The organism is Paraburkholderia phenazinium (assembly GCF_900142845.1).
Lineage (GTDB): Bacteria > Pseudomonadota > Gammaproteobacteria > Burkholderiales > Burkholderiaceae > Paraburkholderia > Paraburkholderia phenazinium_A.
This window is the reverse complement of sequence record NZ_FSRU01000001.1, coordinates 1565918-1584537: the sequence shown is the minus strand read 5'-3', so window position 1 is coordinate 1584537 and position 18620 is coordinate 1565918. Positions and strand designations below refer to the sequence as shown.

Sequence of the window (18620 nt, the reverse complement as noted above, 5' to 3'; positions counted from 1 at the left end):
ACACATTGAGGTATTGCCATGACGCAGCGCACAGAAAATCTGCTTGGGGTGCTCGCCCTGCTGGTGACGGACGAGATGAATGCGCAGACCACCGTGGCCGCGCTCGCCGGTCCCACGGCGCGCGCCATCCTCAATGCGGTGGGCCAGTATCCGGATTCCTCCATTGAAGTGCTGCGCGATGCGGTCGATCTGTCGCATCCGGCGGCCGTCCGCGCGGTGGCGGGTCTGGTCGAGGCCGGCCTGATCGAAAAGAAACCAGGCGCCGACAAACGCGCGGTGGCGCTGGCGCTGACCACTGCTGGCCGGCGCGAAGCGAAGCGCATGCAGACAGCGCGCGAACGCATGCTGCAGCGCGTGGTAAGCCGGCTCGATGACGACGAACGGGTCGTGTTCGAAGACCTGTTGATCAAGATTCTCTGGCATGAAACGCGCGACCCTGCGCATGCCATGCAGTTGTGTCGTCTATGCGACGACGGTCCGTGCCTCGCAGCAGGTTGCCCGGTCGAATGCCGCGAACAGGGCTTGCCGATGCCCGAACGGAGCGGCTCATGAATCCCGCGACGCCGGTGCGCTGGCGTGCGATCGGCGCGCTGACCGCCGTGTCGGCGCTGGCGCAGATCGGTCAGTTCGGGATCGGTTTTATGGTGTTGCCGGTCTGGCTGGCGCATCACGGCCTCGACGCACCGCGCGCGGGGCTGTTTTCCGCTGCCCAGTGGGCCGGCATGGTCGCGGGGCTGCTGGCGGCGCCGCATCTGGCGGAGCGAATCGGTGCAAAGGCAACCGTTACGCTGGGGCTTGCGGCGAGCATCGTTGCATTCGCAACGATAGGCTGGCTGGCGTGGCCGTGGTGGCTAATTCCCGGCATGCTGACCGGACTCGGCATCGGCCTGCGCTGGATCGCCAATGAAACCTGGCTGTACAGACTAGTGCCCGAGCGGGCCAGTGGCCGGGTGGTCGGCATTCATGAAGCGCTGATCGCAGCGGCCGGTGTAATCGGGCCGGCTCTTGCAACGTGGTGCGCCGTCGATGGCCGCATCACCTTTGGTGCGGGGGCGTTGTTCACGTTTGCCGCGGCGATTCCGCTATGGTTGACCGCTGCCGAGTCGCGCCGTCCCAACGCTGCGCGCTCAAGCGGACGTCCGGCGAATCCGCTCGCTGCGCCAACAACGCCGCAGACCCGCGAGCTAGCACTGCAACCTCACTTACCCGCACATGTCGCAACCGAACCTGCCAAGGCCAGGTCCCAAACAACGGCAATCGGCCCGCTCGTCTGTCTCGGCATGGTGGTCGTGGCATTTGGTGGTCTCGGCGACGGCGCGCTCTACGGCCTCTTTCCGCTCTTCGCCGACGGACGCGGACTCAGCGCGACACAAACCGCTACCCTGCTCACCTGCTTCGGTATCGGCGGGATGGCGTTGCAGTTTCCGGTTGGCTGGTTCGCCCAGCGCGTCAGTCTCGCCGCAGCGGTCGTCGTCTGTGCAGCAGCAAGCGCGCTCGCAGTCGTGTCGTTCGCCCTGGCCGCGCCTGCGTCGGGGCTGCTGGCGGCGAGCGCAGTCTTGCTGGGTGGAATGAATAGCGCCTTTATCACGCTAGGGATGTTCGCCGCCGCAAGCGGCGATAAAGCCGCCTTGACCCGCAACATGCGGCTGGTTTCGCTGACCTTCACGGTCAGCTCGATTGCCGGTCCGTTGCTCGCCGGCTTCGCCATGAAGGCACTAGGCAGCGACATGCTGATGTGGCAACTCGCGCTCGCCAGCGGCGCGCTTGCCATATACACACTCGGTCTACTGGAAGGCCGGCGCCAACCTCGCGAAGCGTCCTCCGCGAGCTGACGCCGGCCGCACTGCTTACAACAACGTCAACGCCCCGCTACCTTGCGTTGCCGCCACAGGCACAGCACGTCGCAGGCAATGTGCGCGGCGGCAATGGCGGTGATCTCGCTCTGGTCGTAGGCGGGCGCCACTTCGACGACGTCCGCGCCAATCAGGTTCACGCCGCCCAGGCCCCGCACGATGGCGAGCCCCTGTGCCGACGACAAGCCGCCGGCTACCGGCGTGCCCGTGCCCGGTGCAAAAGCCGGATCGAGACAGTCGATATCGAAGGTCAGATACGTGGGACGCTCGCCGACAATCGACATGATCCGCTCCACCGCAGCGCGCGTGCCATGCTCATGCACCCACGCCGCATCGAGGATGTTGATGCCCATGAAGTCGTCGTTCCACGTGCGGATGCCGATCTGCACCGACGTCTTCGGATCGATCAGGCCGTCCTTCACCGCCTTGTAGAACATCGAGCCGTGATTCAGGCTGTCCGGACTATCGTCGGCCCAGGTATCGCAGTGGGCGTCGAAATGGATCAGCGACAAGGGCTTGCCGTACTTCTCCGCATGCGCAATCAGCAACGGATAGGTGATGTAGTGATCGCCACCCAACGTCAGCATCTTCGCATCCGAACGCAGAATCGTGCGGGCATGCTCGACGATGGCCGGCTTGACGGTCATCGGGTTGTGCGCGTCGAACCAGCAGTCGCCGTAATCCGTCACGGCGAGATCGTCGAACGGATTGAAGCCCCACGGATAGGGATGCAACTCGGACAACTGCACACTCGCCGCCCGCACCGCAGCGGGACCGAGGCGCGCGCCGGAGCGGAAGGTGGTGGCCAGATCGAGCGGCACGCCGGAAACGACCACATCGGCCCCGGCCAGTTCGCGCGTGTACTTGCGTCGCATGAACGACAGCACGCCCGCATAGGTATTTTCGATCGAGGACCCGTAGAGGGACGGACGGCGGATTGCACCGTCGCCATAGAGGAGTTCAGTCATGGGATGACCTGATAAAACATGCCGGCAACACACGCGGTTTTCCTGAGGTTGTGCGCGTATCACCCGGCTTCGGATTCATTGGGAACGCGACGGCGCCGGAACGACGCACCGCCGCGCTGGCTTGCGAATCCTTTAGCGCAGCCGCACCAGCGTAGACTTCAGCTCGGTGTACTTCTCCAGTGCGTGCAACGACTTGTCACGGCCGTTGCCCGATTGTTTGTAGCCGCCGAACGGGAAGTTCATATCGCCCCCTTCGTCGTAGCAGTTGACCCACACCGTGCCGGCCCGCAGGCTGCGCGCCATTTCATGCGCGGTGGTGAGGTTGGAGGTCCAGACCGCAGCGGCAAGACCGTATTCGCTATTGTTGGCAATCCTGATGGCTTCTTCGGCCGTATCGAACGTGATCACCGACAGCACCGGTCCGAAGATTTCTTCACGGGCGATTTTAGCATCCGCCTTGGTGTCGAAGATGGTCGGCTCGATATAGTAGCCGCCGCTTTCCTGCTTCACGCGGCCGCCGCCGAGCAGCAGCTTCGATTCCGCCCGTCCGGCCTCGATATAGCTCAACACGCGGTCCAGTTGCACCTGGTCGACGATCGCCCCCATCGACGTCTTCGGATCCAGCGGATTGCCCGGCGTATAACTGCGCGCCGCTGCGATCAGCTTGTCGAGGAACACGTCCTTGATGTCGCGATGCACGAGCAGGCGCGAACCCGCCGTGCACATCTCGCCCATGTTGTAGAAGATCGCGCCCGCTGCCGCATTGGCGGCGCGGTCGAGATCGGCACAGTCGGGCATCACGATGTTCGGCGACTTGCCGCCGAGCTCGAGCCACACGCGCTTCAGATTCGATTGGCCGGCGTACTGCATGATCAGCTTGCCGACGTTGGTCGAACCGGTGAAGGCCAGGCAATCGACGTCGGGATGCAAGGCCAGCAGTTTGCCCGGCTCGCCCGCACCCGGCACGACGTTGAACACGCCCGCCGGAATGCCGGCCTCATGCGCGAGCTGCGCAATACGAATGGCCGTCAGCGGCGATTTTTCGGAGGGCTTCAGCACGACGCTGTTGCCCGCGGCGAGAGCCGGGCCGAACTTCCACGACGCCATCAGGATCGGGAAATTCCACGGCACCACCGCGGCCACCACACCGATCGGCTCACGCGTGACGAGCCCGACCAGATGATGGTCGGCCGGGGCCACTTCGCCGCCGATCTTGTCGATCGCTTCGGCAAACCACTCGACGCAATACGCCGCGCCCGGCACATCCACCGAGGTCGTATCGCCGATCGGCTTGCCCGCATCGAGCGTCTCGAGCAGCGACAGCTCGTCGAGATGCTCGCGCAATAGACCGGCCCAACGCAGCAGGATTGCTTTGCGTTTGCGCGGATTCAGGCCGGACCAGGCACCCGAGTCGAAGGCGCGCCGCGCCGCGGCCACGGCTGCGTTCACGTCTTCGCTGGCGCTATCGGCCACCTTGACGAGCAGCTTGCCGTCGATCGGGCTCAGGCAATCGAAGGTGCGCCCGCTGGCTGCATGGCGATATTCGCCGTCGATAAACGCGCGGCCTTCGATTGAAAGCGTTGCGGCCTTGTCTTGCCAGTAAGCGAGAGTCTTTTCCATCAGGATGCCTCAATGTTATGCGTTCGACGTTCAACGTGAGGGTTGCCCTTGCAGCCATCACGCGCGTCGCAACGACGTTGACGCGGAATGTCTAGAAGCTCGGCGGTGAATTCGCCGAGACGATTTCGCAGACGTGTTCCGCGCTGGGATTGCGAAAACGATGCGGCCGGCGGCTTTCGAAGTAGTAGCTGTCGCCGGGGTCGAGCAGCCATGTGGCGCCGTCCACGGTCAATTCGATCTGGCCGCTGACGATCACGCCGCCCTCGTGTCCTGTATGCACCAGCATTTCCGGCCCCGTGTCCGCGAGCGGCTGATAGACCTCGCGCAGGATGCCCATGTTGCGGTCTTTTACGCCCGCACCGGCGAGATAGAACTCAATCGACTCGTTGCCGAGATTCGGCATGTCGACGCGGCGCGACACCACGGAGCAGTCCGCTTCGACTTCGAACGTAAAGAACTCGGCGAGGCTCATCGGAATGGATTCGAGCAGCTTCTTCAACGAACCGACCGAGGGGCTCACGCGATTTTGTTCGATCAACGAAATGGTGCCGTTGGTGACCCCCGCCCGCTTGGCCAGCTCGCGCTGAGACAGGCCATTCTTCTTACGGATGTACTGCAAGCGGGTCGCTACTTCGATGGACATCGCTGCACTCTCAGAGTGGATGAACCGGTTTAGGAAACAGGCAGAAATCGGACACAGGTCACGCATTGGGCACACATGGGTCATGCACGACCGGCGCGAGTGTTGAATATTCTAATCACTTTATTGCCGCCGCTGCTGGGGAAAACCCTGCAAGCATTTCGAAATACTGACTTACGCAACGAGCATACCCAACCCCCGGGTTTAGGCCTATTGCCTCGGGTAAGCCCTGATAAATCTTTTATAAAAATGATTTGACGGCAATATTGGCTCGTATATGCTGGTTCACAGGCGATCGTCATGCCTACGTCACAGACGCTGAACACAGTGTTTTGCGGCGCAGCGAAGCGGGTAATCCCGATTCGCGAGGCTACCCGGCGATCATCCCGCGTCACGTTTCTTTAAACGCACGGTGCGTTTCTGGAGCGAGGCGTTCAATACTTTCAACGTCGCTAGTCGAGTGTAATCGTGAGAGTCCGAGGCCCTTTGGTTAGGTGGGAACGCAGTCAGGCGAGATGTCTTCGTCCTGAAGGCACCATCGCCGACGGCAGCAACGGCAGCCTTGCGTTTCGCCGCTTTCTGTCCGTCTTCACGATCCTGTCCCGCCGTTCTGTCCGACGCCACAATTCCGTCTCTGCGCGCGCTTTCATCGCCGTACGCACGGACGAAGTCGCTTCGCTGCTGCCGTAGCGCCTCTCTCCCGCTTACCGTTCGGTTCACCTGTTTGCCTGAGCGCGCCTTTGATGGCGTCCGCGCTTATGCGTGCCTTGTTTCGCCTGCCGTGTGCGCATGTTCTGCGGATCGCGCCGGATAACGGGCTGAATCGAACGGTCTTCCTGATAGCAACGCGCGGCGCGGTCCGCTAACGACCCCCGCCTGGACTTCTGGTGGCTTTGCGCCCTGCGCACGGCTGCGGAATCGTGCCGCGCCTGTTTTAACGTTGTTCGTGCCGCATCCCGCGGGGAACCAACACGTCCATTCAATTAGTCATGCGAACCAGACCTCTGGTCGGCATTAGCGCCGATAGAACGATGATGGGAGTGCACCCGTCGCACACGGTGGGCGAGAAGTACATCGCTGCCGTGGTCGACGGCTCACAGGCGCTGGCGATGCTGCTGCCCGCGCTCGGCAACCGTCAGGCCGCCGCCGAGATTCTCGAGGCGGTCGACGGGTTGCTGTTTACCGGCAGCTATTCGAATGTGGAACCGCAGCATTACGGCGGCCACGCCAGTGCGCCGGGCACGCTGCACGACGCCGCACGCGATGCGACGACGCTGCCGCTGCTTGCCGCGGCCATCGACGCCGGTGTGCCGGTCCTTGCTGTCTGTCGCGGCTTTCAGGAAATGAACGTGGTGTTTGGCGGGACGCTGCATCAAAGCGTTCACGCAGTGACCGGCTTGAACGATCACCGCGAGAACAAGGAAGACGAACTGGACGTGCAATACGCACCGTCGCATTCCATCGCACTGACGCGAGGCGGCTTGTTGCAGCGCCTCGCGGCAGGGGCGAACGAAGCGCGGGTGAATTCCCTGCACGGCCAGGGCGTCGAGCGGCTGGGCAACGGCCTTGTGGCCGAAGCCACTGCGCCGGACGGATTGATCGAAGCGGTGAGCGTCAAGGATGCGCGCGCCTTCGCTCTGGGTGTGCAGTGGCACCCCGAGTGGAAGCATGCGAGCGACGCGCTGTCCACCGCGATCTTCCGGGCGTTCGGCGACGCATGCCGCGATCGAATGCGCACCAGGGCCGGCCACGGCGCGGTATCCACCGCCGCCACGCACGCCTAGGCCGGTCCGCGCAAAAACTGAGAGAACAATCATGCAAGACATCGACGAATTTCTGAAGCAACACCGCATCACCGAGATCGAAGCAATCATTCCCGACATGGCCGGGATCGCGCGCGGCAAGATCATTCCGCGCAGCAAGTTCGAATCCGGCGAATCCATGCGCCTGCCGCAAGCGGTGATGATCCAGACCGTCACGGGGGACTATCCGGAAGACGGATCCCTGACCGGCGTCACCGACCCGGACATGGTCTGCGTTCCCGATGCATCGACCATTCGCCTGATCCCGTGGGCTGTCGACCCCACCGCGCAGGTGATTCACGACTGCGTGCACTTCGACGGCACGCCCGTGGCGATCTCGCCGCGCCGGGTGCTGCGTCAGGTGCTCGAACTGTACAAGGCAAAGGGCTGGAAGCCGGTGATCGCGCCGGAACTCGAGTTCTACCTCGTCGACATGAACAAGGACCCGGATCTGCCGCTGCAACCGCCGATCGGCCGGACCGGGCGTCCGGAGACGGGCCGTCAGGCGTACTCGATCGAAGCGGTCAACGAATTCGATCCGCTCTTCGAGGACATCTATGAGTACTGCGACATTCAGGAACTGGAAGTCGACACGCTGATTCACGAAGTCGGCGCGGCGCAGATGGAAATCAACTTCATGCACGGCGATCCGCTCAAGCTCGCGGACAGCGTGTTCCTGTTCAAGCGCACGGTGCGCGAGGCCGCGCTGCGTCACAAGATGTATGCGACGTTCATGGCCAAGCCGATGGAAAACGAACCGGGCTCGGCGATGCACATGCATCAGAGTCTCGTCGACGAGGAAAGCGGCCACAACCTGTTCACCGGCGCCGACGGCAAGCCCACCCAGCTATTCGACGGCTATATCGCCGGCCTGCAGAAGTACACCCCGGCGTTGATGCCGATTTTTGCACCGTACATCAACTCGTACCGCCGGCTCTCGCGCTTCATGGCAGCGCCGATCAACGTAGCGTGGGGCTACGACAACCGCACGGTGGGCTTCCGGATTCCGCATTCGGGCCCGGCTGCGCGCCGCATCGAAAACCGCATTCCGGGTGTCGACTGCAATCCGTACCTCGCGATTGCCGCCACACTCGCGGCCGGCTATCTCGGCATGACGCAAAATCTGCGCCCCACCGAACCGCTGATCAGCGATGGCTACGAACTGCCCTACCAACTGCCGCGCAATCTCGAAGAGGGTTTGACGCTGATGGGCGCGTGCGAACCGATCGCCGAAGTGCTCGGCGAGAAATTCGTCAAGGCCTACCTGGCATTGAAGGAAACCGAATACGAAGCGTTCTTCCGCGTGATCAGTTCGTGGGAACGCCGGCATTTGCTGCTGCACGTCTAGGACGCGCCTGAGCAAACAGAACAACTGGAGGCAACATGAGCTACAGAACAGAAGAAGTCGCGTACGTGCAACCGGCCCAGCCGGCTGCAGCCGCGCAGGTTTCGCAACAACGCAGCACGGCCGAATATCGCGCGCTCGACGCCGCGCACCACATCCATCCGTTTTCGGACATGGGTTCGCTCAACAAGGCCGGCAGCCGCGTGATCGTGAAGGCCAAGGGTGTGTACCTGTGGGACTCCGAAGGCAATCAGATCATCGACGGCATGGCGGGCCTGTGGTGCGTGAACGTCGGCTACGGCCGCAAGGAACTCGCGGACGCGGCATACCGGCAAATGCAGGAACTGCCCTTCTACAACACCTTCTTCAAGACCACGCATCCGCCGGTGATCGAACTCTCCGCGCTGCTCGCGGAACTGGCGCCGGCGCCCTTCAACCACTTCTTCTATTGCAACAGCGGTTCGGAAGGCAACGACACCGTGCTGCGCATCGTCCATCAATACTGGGCGACGCAAGGCAAGGCAGCGAAGAAAGTGGTGATCTCGCGCAAGAACGGTTACCACGGTTCGACGATTGCCGGCGGTACGCTCGGCGGCATGGGCTACATGCATGAGCAGATGCCCTCGAAGGTCGAGAACATCGTCCACATCGACCAGCCGTATTTCTTCGGCGAAGCCGAGGGCAACCTGACGCCGGAAGAATTCGGCCTCGCCCGCGCGCAGCAACTCGAAGCGAAGATCCTCGAGGTCGGTGCAGAGAACGTCGCCGCGTTTATCGGTGAGCCTTTCCAGGGAGCGGGCGGAGTGATTTTCCCGCCGTCCACTTACTGGCCTGAAATCCAGCGCATCTGCCGCAAGTACGACATCCTGCTGGTGGCCGATGAAGTGATCGGCGGTTTCGGCCGCACCGGCGAATGGTTCGCGCATCAGCACTTCGGCTTCGAACCCGACCTCATCACGCTCGCCAAGGGTCTGACGAGCGGCTACGTGCCGATGGGCGCAGTGGGTCTGCACGACCGCGTCGCCCGCGCGATCATCGAGAACGGCGACTTCAATCACGGCCTCACCTACTCCGGCCATCCGGTCGCGGCAGCCGTGGCGGTCGCCAACCTGAAGCTGCTGCGCGACGAAAAAATCATCGAGCGCGTCAAGACCGATACGGGCCCGTACTTCCAGAAGAAGCTGCGCGACACCTTTGCGAACCATCCGATCGTCGGCGATATCGCCGGTGTGGGGCTGGTGGCCGGCCTGCAACTCGCGCAGGAACCGAAAACGCGCAAGCGTTTTGCCAATGGAGGCGAGGTCGGCACGATCTGCCGCGACTTCTGCTTCAACGGCAACCTGATCATGCGCGCCACCGGCGACCGGATGCTGCTGTCGCCGCCGCTCGTGATCACGAAGCAGGAGATCGACGAGATCGTGTCGAAGGCGAAAAAGGCCATTGACGCGACCGCACAACAACTCGGAATTTCGTAACGGCAGTTCTTTTCCGGCGTGGGCGCATCACGACACGCGCTCATGCCGGGACTTCAACTTCAAGGGAAAAAAAGTCATGAGCGCTAGTCATACTGGACGTCATCTTCGTCATGCGGTCGCGGGGGCCGCGCTTCTCGCCGTCACGAGCTTTGCGGCGCTGTCGGTCACACCGGCGCTTGCGGCCGACACCGATCTGAACGTGTACAACTGGTCGGATTACATCGCCAAGGACACGATTCCGAACTTCGAGAAGCAGGATGGCATCCACGTCAAGTACGACAACTACGATAGCGACGACACGCTGCAGGCCAAGCTGCTCGCCGGCAGTTCGGGCTACGACATTGTGGTGCCGACCTCGAACTACATGGCCAAGCAGATTCAGGCCGGCGTGTACCAGAAGCTCGACAAGTCGAAGCTGCCGAACCTGGCGAATCTCGACCCGGTTCTGATGAAGATGATCACCGACGCCGATCCGGGTAACCAGTACGGCGTACCCTGGGCCTACGGGACGGACGGTATCGGCTATAACGTGGAAGCGGTGCAGAAAGCGCTCGGCGCCAATGCACCGGTGGATAGCTGGGCCCTCGTGTTCGATCCGGCCAACCTCTCCAAGCTGAAGGGTTGCGGCGTGTCGTTCCTCGACCAGGCCGTCGACGTATTCGCCTCCGTGCTGCAATACATGCACAAGGACCCGAACAGCACGAACCCGGCCGACTACCAGGCCGCCTTCGAAGTGCTGAAGAAAGTCCGTCCGTATATCACCCAGTTCAACTCGTCCGGTTACATCAACGACCTCGCCAACAACGACGTGTGCGTCGCCGTGGCATGGTCGGGCGACGTCGGCATCGCCAGCCGCCGCGCCGCTGAAGCGAAGCGCTCGTACACGGTCAAGTTCTCCAACGTCAAGGAAGGCGGCCTGCTGTGGTTCGACGTGATGGTGATCCCGAAGGATGCACCGCACCCTGAAGCCGCGCTCAAGTGGATCAACTACATCGAAGATCCGAAGGTCAACGCCGCCATCACCAACGAAGTGTTCTACCCGACCGCCAACAAGGCAGCCCGTCAGTTCGTGACGCCGGGTGTCGCTCAGGACACCACCGTCTATCCGGGTGACGAAGTGCTGAGCAAGATGACGCTGATGAAGCCGATGCCGAGCGACATCCTGCGCCTTGAAAACCGTCTTTGGGCTCAGCTCAAAACCGGCCACTGATTTTTTACTCATAGCCGATAAGCATATTTAATCGCGGAGCAGGGATCGCTCGATCCCTCTCCGCCTGAATCAGGCAATAAGGCAGTCAGCCTGCGCCTTGCAAGCGCAGTCCCATGTTTCCCGATCGCAGCAGACCTTTGTGAGCCGCCTCGCGCGCCCCACACGGGGATGCTTACGCCCGCGATCCGCAAGGAATGGTTACACCATGAACTCGACGACCTCAAATAACGCCGCCCAGGCAACACCTCAAGCGGCCAAACTCGCGGTGACGACCAAAAGCAAACCGGATGAATTCGTCCGGATTGAAAACGTCGTGAAGAAATTCGGCGACAGCGTCGCTGTCGACAATGTCAACCTGACCATAGCGAAGAACGAACTGTTCGCACTGCTCGGCAGTTCGGGCTGCGGCAAGTCCACGCTTCTGCGCATGCTCGCCGGCCTGGAGACGGCCACCTCGGGCCGCATCTTCGTCGACGGCGAGGACCTCGCCGCCATGCCGCCGTACAAGCGCCCGGTCAACATGATGTTCCAGTCGTACGCGCTGTTTCCGCACATGAGCGTCGAGGGGAACATCGCCTTCGGTCTCAAGCAGGAAGGCACGCCGAAGAACGAAATCAAGGAACGCGTCGCGGATGCGCTCCACCTCGTGCAGATGAGCAAGTTCGCGGGCCGCAAGCCACATCAGCTCTCCGGCGGCCAGCAGCAGCGCGTGGCGCTCGCCCGCTCGCTCGTCAAGCGCCCCAAGCTGCTGCTGCTCGACGAGCCGATGTCCGCGCTCGACAAGAAGATTCGCCAGAAGACGCAGCTCGAACTGGTCAACATCATCGAGAAGGTCGACGTGACCTGCGTGATGGTGACGCACGATCAGGAAGAGGCCATGACCATGGCCGGACGGCTCGCCGTGATGAGCGAAGGCCGCATCGTGCAGATCGGTACGCCCTCGCAGGTCTACGAGTTTCCGAACAGCCGCTTCTCGGCCGAATTCATCGGCTCGACCAACATGTTCGAAGGCGTGGTGGTGGAGGACGAACCGGACCACATCTTCGTCGAAAGCGAAGACCTTGAAGCACGCATGTATGTGAGCCACGGCATTACCGGGCCGCTCGGCATGCCGGTGGGCATCTCGGTGCGTCCGGAACGCGTGAAGGTCTCGCGCGACAAGCCGGGCACGCCGCATAACTGGGCCCGTGGCGTGGTCTCGGACGTCGCATACATGGGCAGCTATTCGCTGTATCACGTGCGCCTGCCGAGCGGCAAGACGGTCGTTTCGAACCTGTCCAGCTCGCATCTGATGAGCGAAGGCGCGCCCGCCTATAACGACGACGTGTTCGTCTACTGGTCGCCCGCTAGCGGCGTAGTGGTGACGCAATGAGAACGCCCGCCCCCACCTCCCCGGCGCTGAATGCGCCGCACGCGAGCGGTGCGCTCGCCGCGCTGAAAAAACGGCTCGGCGCCCTGCTGCCGTCGGGCCGCACGACGGTGATCGGCGTGCCGTTCCTGTGGCTCACGCTGTTCTTCGCGTTGCCATTCGTGCTGGTGCTGAAGATCAGCTTCGCCGATCTGCGGCTCGGCATTCCGCCGTACACGGACCTCCTCAGCATGAAGGACGGGGTCGTGCACTTCGCGATCCAGCTCGGTCACTACGCGTTTCTGCTGCAGGACGACCTGTATATCGCGACCTACATCAGCTCGCTGAAGATGGCGGCCATTTCGACCTTCTTCTGCCTGTTGATCGGCTATCCGGTGGCGTACTACATCGCCCGCTCGGAACCGGCCAAGCGCAACCTGCTGATGATGGGCGTGATGCTGCCGTTCTGGACGTCGTTCCTGATCCGCGTGTACGCATGGATCGGCATCCTGAAGGACGACGGCCTGCTCAATCACACGCTGATGGCGATCGGCATGATCCATTCGCCGTTGCGGCTATACCACACCGATATCGGCGTCTATATCGGCATGGTTTATTCGTACCTGCCGTTCATGGTGATGCCGCTGTACGCCCACCTGGTGAAGATGGACCTGACGCTGCTCGAAGCCGCCTACGACCTCGGCGCCAAACCGTGGACCGCCTTCACCCGCATCACCTTGCCGTTGTCGAAGAACGGCATCATCGCCGGCAGCCTGCTGGTGTTCATCCCGGCGGTGGGCGAGTACGTGATTCCCGAACTGCTCGGCGGCGCCGACACGCTGATGATCGGCCGCGTCATGTGGGACGAGTTCTTCAACGATATGGACTGGCCGATGGCATCCGCCGTGACGGTCGCGATGGTTCTGCTGCTGCTCGTGCCGATGGCCGTGTTTCAGTACTACCAGGTCAAGGAACTGGAGGGCGCGAAATGATCAAGCCAAACAGGAAGCTGTCCAACACCGTCCTGACGCTCGGGTTTCTGTTCCTCTATATCCCGATCATCAGCCTCGTGGTGTATTCGTTCAACGAATCGAAGCTCGTCACCGTATGGTCCGGCTTCTCGCTGAAATGGTATGGCGCGCTGCTGCAGGACGACGAATTGCTGAGCGCCGCCTGGCTCTCGCTCAAGATCGGTCTGCTGACCGCCTGTGCGTCCGTCGTGATCGGCACGTGGGCCGGTTTCGTGCTCGCGCGCTTCGGCCGCTTTCGCGGTTTCACGCTGTTCGCCGGCATGATCAACGCGCCGCTGGTGATTCCTGAAGTGATTCAGGGCATCTCGCTGCTGCTCCTGTTCGTGGCGCTCGAACAGATGCTCGGCTGGCCGAAGGGCCGCGGCCTGCTGACGATCTGGATCGGTCACGTGATGCTGTGCGTGTCCTATGTGGCGATCATCGTGCAGTCGCGCGTCAAGGAGCTGAACAAGTCGCTTGAAGAAGCCGCACTCGATCTCGGTGCAACGCCGTTCAAGGTGTTCTTCCTGATCACCCTGCCGCTGATCTCGCAGGCGTTGATGTCCGGCTGGCTGCTGTCGTTCACGCTTTCGTTCGACGACCTCGTGCTGTCCGCGTTCCTCTCGGGCCCCGGCTCCACCACGCTGCCGCTCGTCGTGTTTTCGCGCGTGCGTCTCGGACTGAATCCGGAAATGAATGCGCTCGCAACGATCTTTATCAGCGTGGTGACGGTCGGGGTGATTGCCGTCAACCGCTGGATGCAGGTCCGCGAACGCAAGCGTACCCGCGACATGCAGATGGCCTTCGCCGTGGCGGAGGCCGCCGACGCCGCACCCGTTACCCCGCAACCCGCTACCGTGCGCAAATCGCTCGGTACCGCCTGAGCCCAAGCAGTTTCTAGCAATACGACCAACAAGGAGAATGTGCATGAGAAAGAAACTCATCTGCCTGCTAGTGGCGGGGAGTCTGCCTGGTGTGGCCATGGCAGACGCCACCAGCGATGAGATCAAGGCGTTGCAGGCGCAACTGAACTCGTTGCAAAAAGAAGTGAAGCAGTTGCGGGCGGAAGTGGCGGCCAAGCCCAAAGCGGTCGCGGCGGCACCGGCGGCAGCACCGGCGGCAGCACCGGCTGCGGCTCCTGCCGTGGCCGCGGCGCCGGTGGATATCTCGTCGCCGGACTACGGCAAGGCACAGGCCACGCTGACCAACGACCAGGTCGACTCGATGAAGCAGCAGATCGCCAATCAGCAACTGAAGGTCGATTCGCTGGTGGATGCGCAAAACACCGGGCCGATCGCGGGTCTGTCGGTGACGGGTTATATCGACCCCACCTACATGTATAACCGCGATCTGAGCAGCTCATCGTTCCTGTTCGCGAACCACGAAAGCAGCTACAACTACTTCAACAGCACCTTCGGCGATCTCTACCTCGACATCAAGAAGACCTTCGGTGTCGGCCCGATGGCGCCGTCGGCTGAAATCACCTTGATGCCGAACCGCGGCAACGGCATCACGCTGCTGCAGAACGAACATGGCACGATCAGCGACAACATCCTGAACACCGCGGTGGTGACCGTGCCGGTGACGGCGACGACCACCTTCGTGGCGGGCTTGATGCCCAGCTTCGGCGGCTACGAGGTGCAGCAGTCGAACCAGATGGTGACGCTCACGCACAACCTGCTGTACGACTTCTCGGATCCGGGCAGCTACGTGGGTGTCGGCGTGAACTACACGGGCGACGGCAGCAACTGGGCGTGGAAGTTCATGCTGGGCAACGAACAATACCGCACCTATGGCTCGGTGGTGCAGACGGGCACCAACGCGTTGGGCGATCCGATCACCAGCAGCAACAAGATCCCAACGTTCACGGGTCGCGTCGACTATACGTGGTCTAGCGCGCTGGATATCGGCGGTTCGTTCAATATTGGCCGCCAGACGCTCGCCTCCGGAATCAATTCCGATGGCACGCCGGTGTATGGCGTAGGCGGTGCAGCGCCGAGCGCCTTCGGGACGTTCTTCTTCACCGAAGCGGATGCGGCTTACACGCTCGCCGACGTGCAGTACAACGCCGAGCTCGACTATGGCCAGCAGCAGAACGCCGCGTACAACGGCGGCCAGGCACAGTGGTACGGTCTGTCGCTGCTCGCGCACCGCAAGTTCACCTTGCCGACGGTGGGCCGCATGGGCGCGACCCTGCGCTACGACCTGCTGGTCGACCAGAAGAACGGCGGCGGCGGCGGTGGCATTGCGCTGAACTCGAACGGCATGGATACGGCCGACGGCTTCGGCATTGGCGCGAACTGTCTCGCCAACTCGTCGAACCACGGCTTCGAGTGCAAGGGCGCCACCCACCAGGACGTCGCGCTCGACGTGCTGTTCTACGCAACCCAGCAGATTACTGTGAAGGTGGAATACCGGCACGACTGGGCCAGCCAGAATGTGTTCCTGCGCAACGACGGCTCGTACAGCAAGTCCAACGACATCCTTGCGACGCAGTTCATCTACTCGTTCTAATCAGTCCAGCCGAAGCGCGGCGCCTCGCTGTGCGGCAACGCGTTTCGGCTTTTCATGTGTTCTGCCTATGCTCCGTTTCGCGAACCAGCCTCACGCCGCGTCGTACTACGCCGCGACGCTCAACGATACAACCCGTCACGCTCCGCTCGACGGCCCTTTGAAAGTGGATGTGTGCGTGATCGGCGCCGGCCTCACCGGCATCTCGACTGCGCTCAACCTCGCTGAACGCGGCTATTCGGTCGCGGTGCTGGAAGCGTCCAAAGTCGGCTGGGCGGCGAGCGGCCGCAACGGCGGCCAGTTGATCGGCGGCTTTGCGTGCGATATGGATACGTTCGCGAAGCACATGCCTGCAGAAGACGTCAAACGCATGTGGGCGATGGGACTCGAGACGCTGGATATCGTCAGGGAGCGCGTGGCGAAGCACCAGATCGACTGCGATCTCCAGTTCGGCTATCTGCATGCGGCAAATAAACCGCGTGATGTCGCGGCATTGCGCGAGTGGCGTGACGAGGCACAACAACGCTTCGGTTACGACCGTTTCCGTTATATCGAGCGCGAGTCGCTCGACCACTATGTGCAGTCCACCCGCTACCTGGGCGGCCTGTTCGATCCGGACAGCGGCCACCTGCATCCATTGAATTACACGCTGGGCCTCGCGCGCGCCGCGCGTGCCGCCGGCGTACAGATTTTCGAAGACAGTTGCGTGACCCACATGCGCAGCGAAGGCAGCGGGCATGTGATCGAAACCGCGCGCGGCCAGGTTCAGGCGCAGTTCGTTGCGCTCGCATGCAATACCTGGCTCGGCGCGCTCGCGCCGGACGTGGCGCGCAAGATCATGCCGGTGGGCACCTATGTGATCGCCACCGAACCGCTCGACGCCGCCCGTGCCCAGGCATTGATGCCCGCGCAGGCGGCGATCTGTGACAGCCGCTTCGTGCTCGACTATTTCCGGCCCGCCCCCGACAATCGCGTATTGTGGGGCGGCAAGGTCAGCTACTCGACGTTTGCGCCGCGCAATCTGGGCGAAGCGATGCGCCGCGATATGCTGAAGACGTTCCCGCAACTGGCCGACGTCAAGGTGGATTATGCGTGGGGCGGCTTTGTGGATATCACGATGAATCGCGCGCCGCATTTCGGCCGTCTCTCGCCAACCGTGTATTTCGCGCAAGGCTTCTCCGGCCATGGCGTCAACACAACGGGCCTCGCCGGCAAGCTGATTGCCGAAGCGATCCACGGCCAGGCCGCGCGTTTCGACCTGTTCGGCAAGATTCGCCACCGCGATTTCCCGGGCGGCGCTACACTGCGCACCCCTGCCCTCGTGCTCGCGATGGCCTGGTATCGAATGAAGGACCTGCTTTGATGACCGACAGTCTCGACCGCCGCGCGGATGCGTTGATCCGCAACTCCTATTACGAAGCCAGCGTTACGCGCCCGCTCGCCGACGATCCGATGCTCGAGGGCACGCTCGAGGCCGACGTCTGCGTGATCGGCGCGGGTTTCGCCGGCTTGTCCGTCGCGCTCGAATGCCGGGCGCGTGGTTTGTCTGTGATCGTGCTCGACGCGCATCGTCCCGGCTGGGGCGCATCGGGTCGCAATGGCGGCCAGACGCTGGTGGGTTTCGCGAAAGACGAGGTCATCGAAAAGCAACTCGGACTCGAGGGTGCGCGCGCGGCCTGGGCGATGTCGGTGGAAGGCGTCAGGCTGGTACGCGAGCGCATCGAACGGTATGGCATCCAGTGCGATTTCACGTCGGGCTATCTGACCGTCGCCACCAAACCGAAACGCGTGCCCGACCTGCGTTCGTGGATGGAGGATGCATCATCGCGCTGGGGCTATCCGAAACTCGCGTGGCTCGATACGGATGAAGTCCGTGCGCGCGTCGCCTCGGAACGCTATCTGGCCGGCGTCTACGATCCGTTTTCCGGGCATCTGCATCCGCTCAAATATTGTCTCGGCCTGGCCGAGGCGGCGAGACAGGAAGGCGCGCGGCTGTTCGCGCACTCTCCGGTGCTTGAAGTCGTGCGCGGCGCGCAGCCGGTCGTGCGGACTGCTACGGGTGAAGTGCGCTGCCGCTTTGTCGCTGCCTGCGGTAACGCGACCATCGGCAACGTGCTGCCTTCCGGCGTTGCTGCACGTATCGCGCCGATCGCTTCGTATATCGTCGCTACCGAGCCGCTTGGCGAAGCGCGTGCCTCTGCGTTGATACCGGGACGCGCTGCTGTCTGCGATAACAATTTCTTTCTCGACTACTTCCGCGTGTCCGCCGATCACCGGGTGCTGTTCGGTGGACGCGCCAGTTCGACGGGTGCGTCGCCCGCGCAGTTGTCGGAGCAGATTCGCAAGCGGATGGTTGGCGTGTTTCCGCAAGTCGCCGATGCGCGGGTCGAATTCGCGTGGGGCGGTTTTGTGGACGTCACGCGTAATCGTGCGCCGGATTTTGGCTCCATCGATCCGAACTACTTCTACGTGCAGGGGTTTTCGGGGCACGGCGTGGCGCTGACCGGGATCGCGGGGCGCGTCGTGGCGCAGGCTATGGCGGGAGAGACGGCGGCATTCGATCTGTTCGCGAAGCTGCGGCATGCGCGCTTTCCGGGTGGGCCGGCGTTGCGTGGGCCTGCGCTCGAGCTCGGGATGTTGTACCACCGGATTCGGGAGTTGTTGTAGCGCTCGATCTCGCTAACGTTGCAGACGGGATCGGCCAGGCACGGACTTCGTCCTGGCCGACCGCAATTGAGCCGTCGCATCCGCAAGTATGCAAGCGGCGCGACACCATGAATCTGCGTCAAGCCTGCAACCCTGCGAGCACTTCGGCTCTCGAGATGGTCTGCCGGAAAT

16 protein-coding genes are annotated in these 18620 nt (G+C 62.6%); 13 read left to right on the top strand and 3 right to left on the bottom strand.

The window, feature by feature from the left end; translation table 11 throughout:
• Window positions 1-18 precede the first annotated feature (18 nt).
• Both BUS12_RS06890 and BUS12_RS06885 read left to right on the top strand, forming a co-directional pair.
• A complete protein-coding gene (locus tag BUS12_RS06890; RefSeq protein ID WP_074294938.1) occupies window positions 19-552 on the top strand; it encodes a MarR family winged helix-turn-helix transcriptional regulator in 534 nt (177 codons plus the stop codon).
• Window positions 549-1832: an MFS transporter gene (locus BUS12_RS06885; RefSeq protein WP_083640279.1), complete on the top strand. Its 1284-nt coding sequence runs from the start codon at window positions 549-551 to the stop codon at window positions 1830-1832. The genes BUS12_RS06890 and BUS12_RS06885 overlap by 4 nt, the downstream gene beginning before the upstream one ends.
• A gap of 26 nt (window positions 1833-1858) precedes the next feature.
• Here BUS12_RS06885 and speB read toward each other — a convergent pair whose 3' ends face one another.
• The 3 genes from speB to BUS12_RS06870 all read right to left on the bottom strand — a co-directional run bounded on the left by speB (window position 1859) and on the right by BUS12_RS06870 (window position 5084).
• On the bottom strand, window positions 1859-2821 hold the full coding sequence (speB, locus tag BUS12_RS06880; RefSeq protein WP_074294934.1) for an agmatinase: 963 nt from the start codon (window positions 2819-2821) through the stop codon (window positions 1859-1861).
• Between the two features lie 132 nt (window positions 2822-2953).
• Entirely contained in the window at window positions 2954-4441 is a 1488-nt protein-coding gene (locus BUS12_RS06875; RefSeq protein ID WP_074294932.1) for an aldehyde dehydrogenase, read from the bottom strand.
• A 91-nt stretch (window positions 4442-4532) separates the two neighbouring features.
• Complete coding sequence (locus tag BUS12_RS06870; protein WP_074294930.1) at window positions 4533-5084, bottom strand: cupin domain-containing protein; 552 nt, start codon at window positions 5082-5084, stop codon at window positions 4533-4535.
• Between the two features lie 465 nt (window positions 5085-5549).
• Between BUS12_RS06870 and BUS12_RS39250 the strand changes: the two genes are divergently transcribed.
• The 11 genes from BUS12_RS39250 (at window position 5550) to BUS12_RS06815 (ending at window position 18449) form a co-directional block, all read left to right on the top strand.
• Window positions 5550-5771: a hypothetical protein gene (locus BUS12_RS39250; protein ID WP_429285803.1), complete on the top strand. Its 222-nt coding sequence runs from the start codon at window positions 5550-5552 to the stop codon at window positions 5769-5771.
• A gap of 299 nt (window positions 5772-6070) precedes the next feature.
• The gene (locus BUS12_RS06860) at window positions 6071-6865 is read left to right on the top strand and encodes a gamma-glutamyl-gamma-aminobutyrate hydrolase family protein (protein ID WP_074294928.1); all 795 of its coding nucleotides are present in this window, start codon (window positions 6071-6073) and stop codon (window positions 6863-6865) included.
• A 31-nt stretch (window positions 6866-6896) separates the two neighbouring features.
• Window positions 6897-8231 (top strand): glutamine synthetase family protein, encoded by a 1335-nt coding sequence (locus tag BUS12_RS06855; RefSeq protein ID WP_074294926.1) that lies wholly within the window; start codon window positions 6897-6899, stop codon window positions 8229-8231.
• Between the two features lie 35 nt (window positions 8232-8266).
• Window positions 8267-9703 carry an aspartate aminotransferase family protein gene (locus BUS12_RS06850; protein ID WP_074294924.1) on the top strand — a complete coding sequence of 479 codons (1437 nt, stop codon included), beginning with the start codon at window positions 8267-8269 and terminating at the stop codon, window positions 9701-9703.
• A 76-nt stretch (window positions 9704-9779) separates the two neighbouring features.
• Window positions 9780-10913: a polyamine ABC transporter substrate-binding protein gene (locus BUS12_RS06845; protein ID WP_074294922.1), complete on the top strand. Its 1134-nt coding sequence runs from the start codon at window positions 9780-9782 to the stop codon at window positions 10911-10913.
• Between the two features lie 205 nt (window positions 10914-11118).
• Window positions 11119-12285 (top strand): ABC transporter ATP-binding protein, encoded by a 1167-nt coding sequence (locus tag BUS12_RS06840; RefSeq protein WP_074294920.1) that lies wholly within the window; start codon window positions 11119-11121, stop codon window positions 12283-12285.
• The gene (locus BUS12_RS06835; protein ID WP_074294918.1) at window positions 12282-13253 is read left to right on the top strand and encodes an ABC transporter permease subunit; all 972 of its coding nucleotides are present in this window, start codon (window positions 12282-12284) and stop codon (window positions 13251-13253) included. Before BUS12_RS06840 ends, BUS12_RS06835 begins: the two co-directional genes overlap by 4 nt.
• Complete coding sequence (locus BUS12_RS06830; protein ID WP_074294916.1) at window positions 13250-14155, top strand: ABC transporter permease subunit; 906 nt, start codon at window positions 13250-13252, stop codon at window positions 14153-14155. Before BUS12_RS06835 ends, BUS12_RS06830 begins: the two co-directional genes overlap by 4 nt.
• Window positions 14156-14198: 43 nt before the next feature.
• Complete coding sequence (locus tag BUS12_RS06825) at window positions 14199-15785, top strand: DUF3138 family protein (RefSeq protein ID WP_074294914.1); 1587 nt, start codon at window positions 14199-14201, stop codon at window positions 15783-15785.
• Between the two features lie 67 nt (window positions 15786-15852).
• Complete coding sequence (locus BUS12_RS06820; RefSeq protein ID WP_074294912.1) at window positions 15853-17145, top strand: NAD(P)/FAD-dependent oxidoreductase; 1293 nt, start codon at window positions 15853-15855, stop codon at window positions 17143-17145.
• Complete coding sequence (locus BUS12_RS06815) at window positions 17145-18449, top strand: NAD(P)/FAD-dependent oxidoreductase (protein ID WP_074294910.1); 1305 nt, start codon at window positions 17145-17147, stop codon at window positions 18447-18449. The genes BUS12_RS06820 and BUS12_RS06815 overlap by 1 nt, the downstream gene beginning before the upstream one ends.
• Window positions 18450-18620 lie beyond the last annotated feature (171 nt).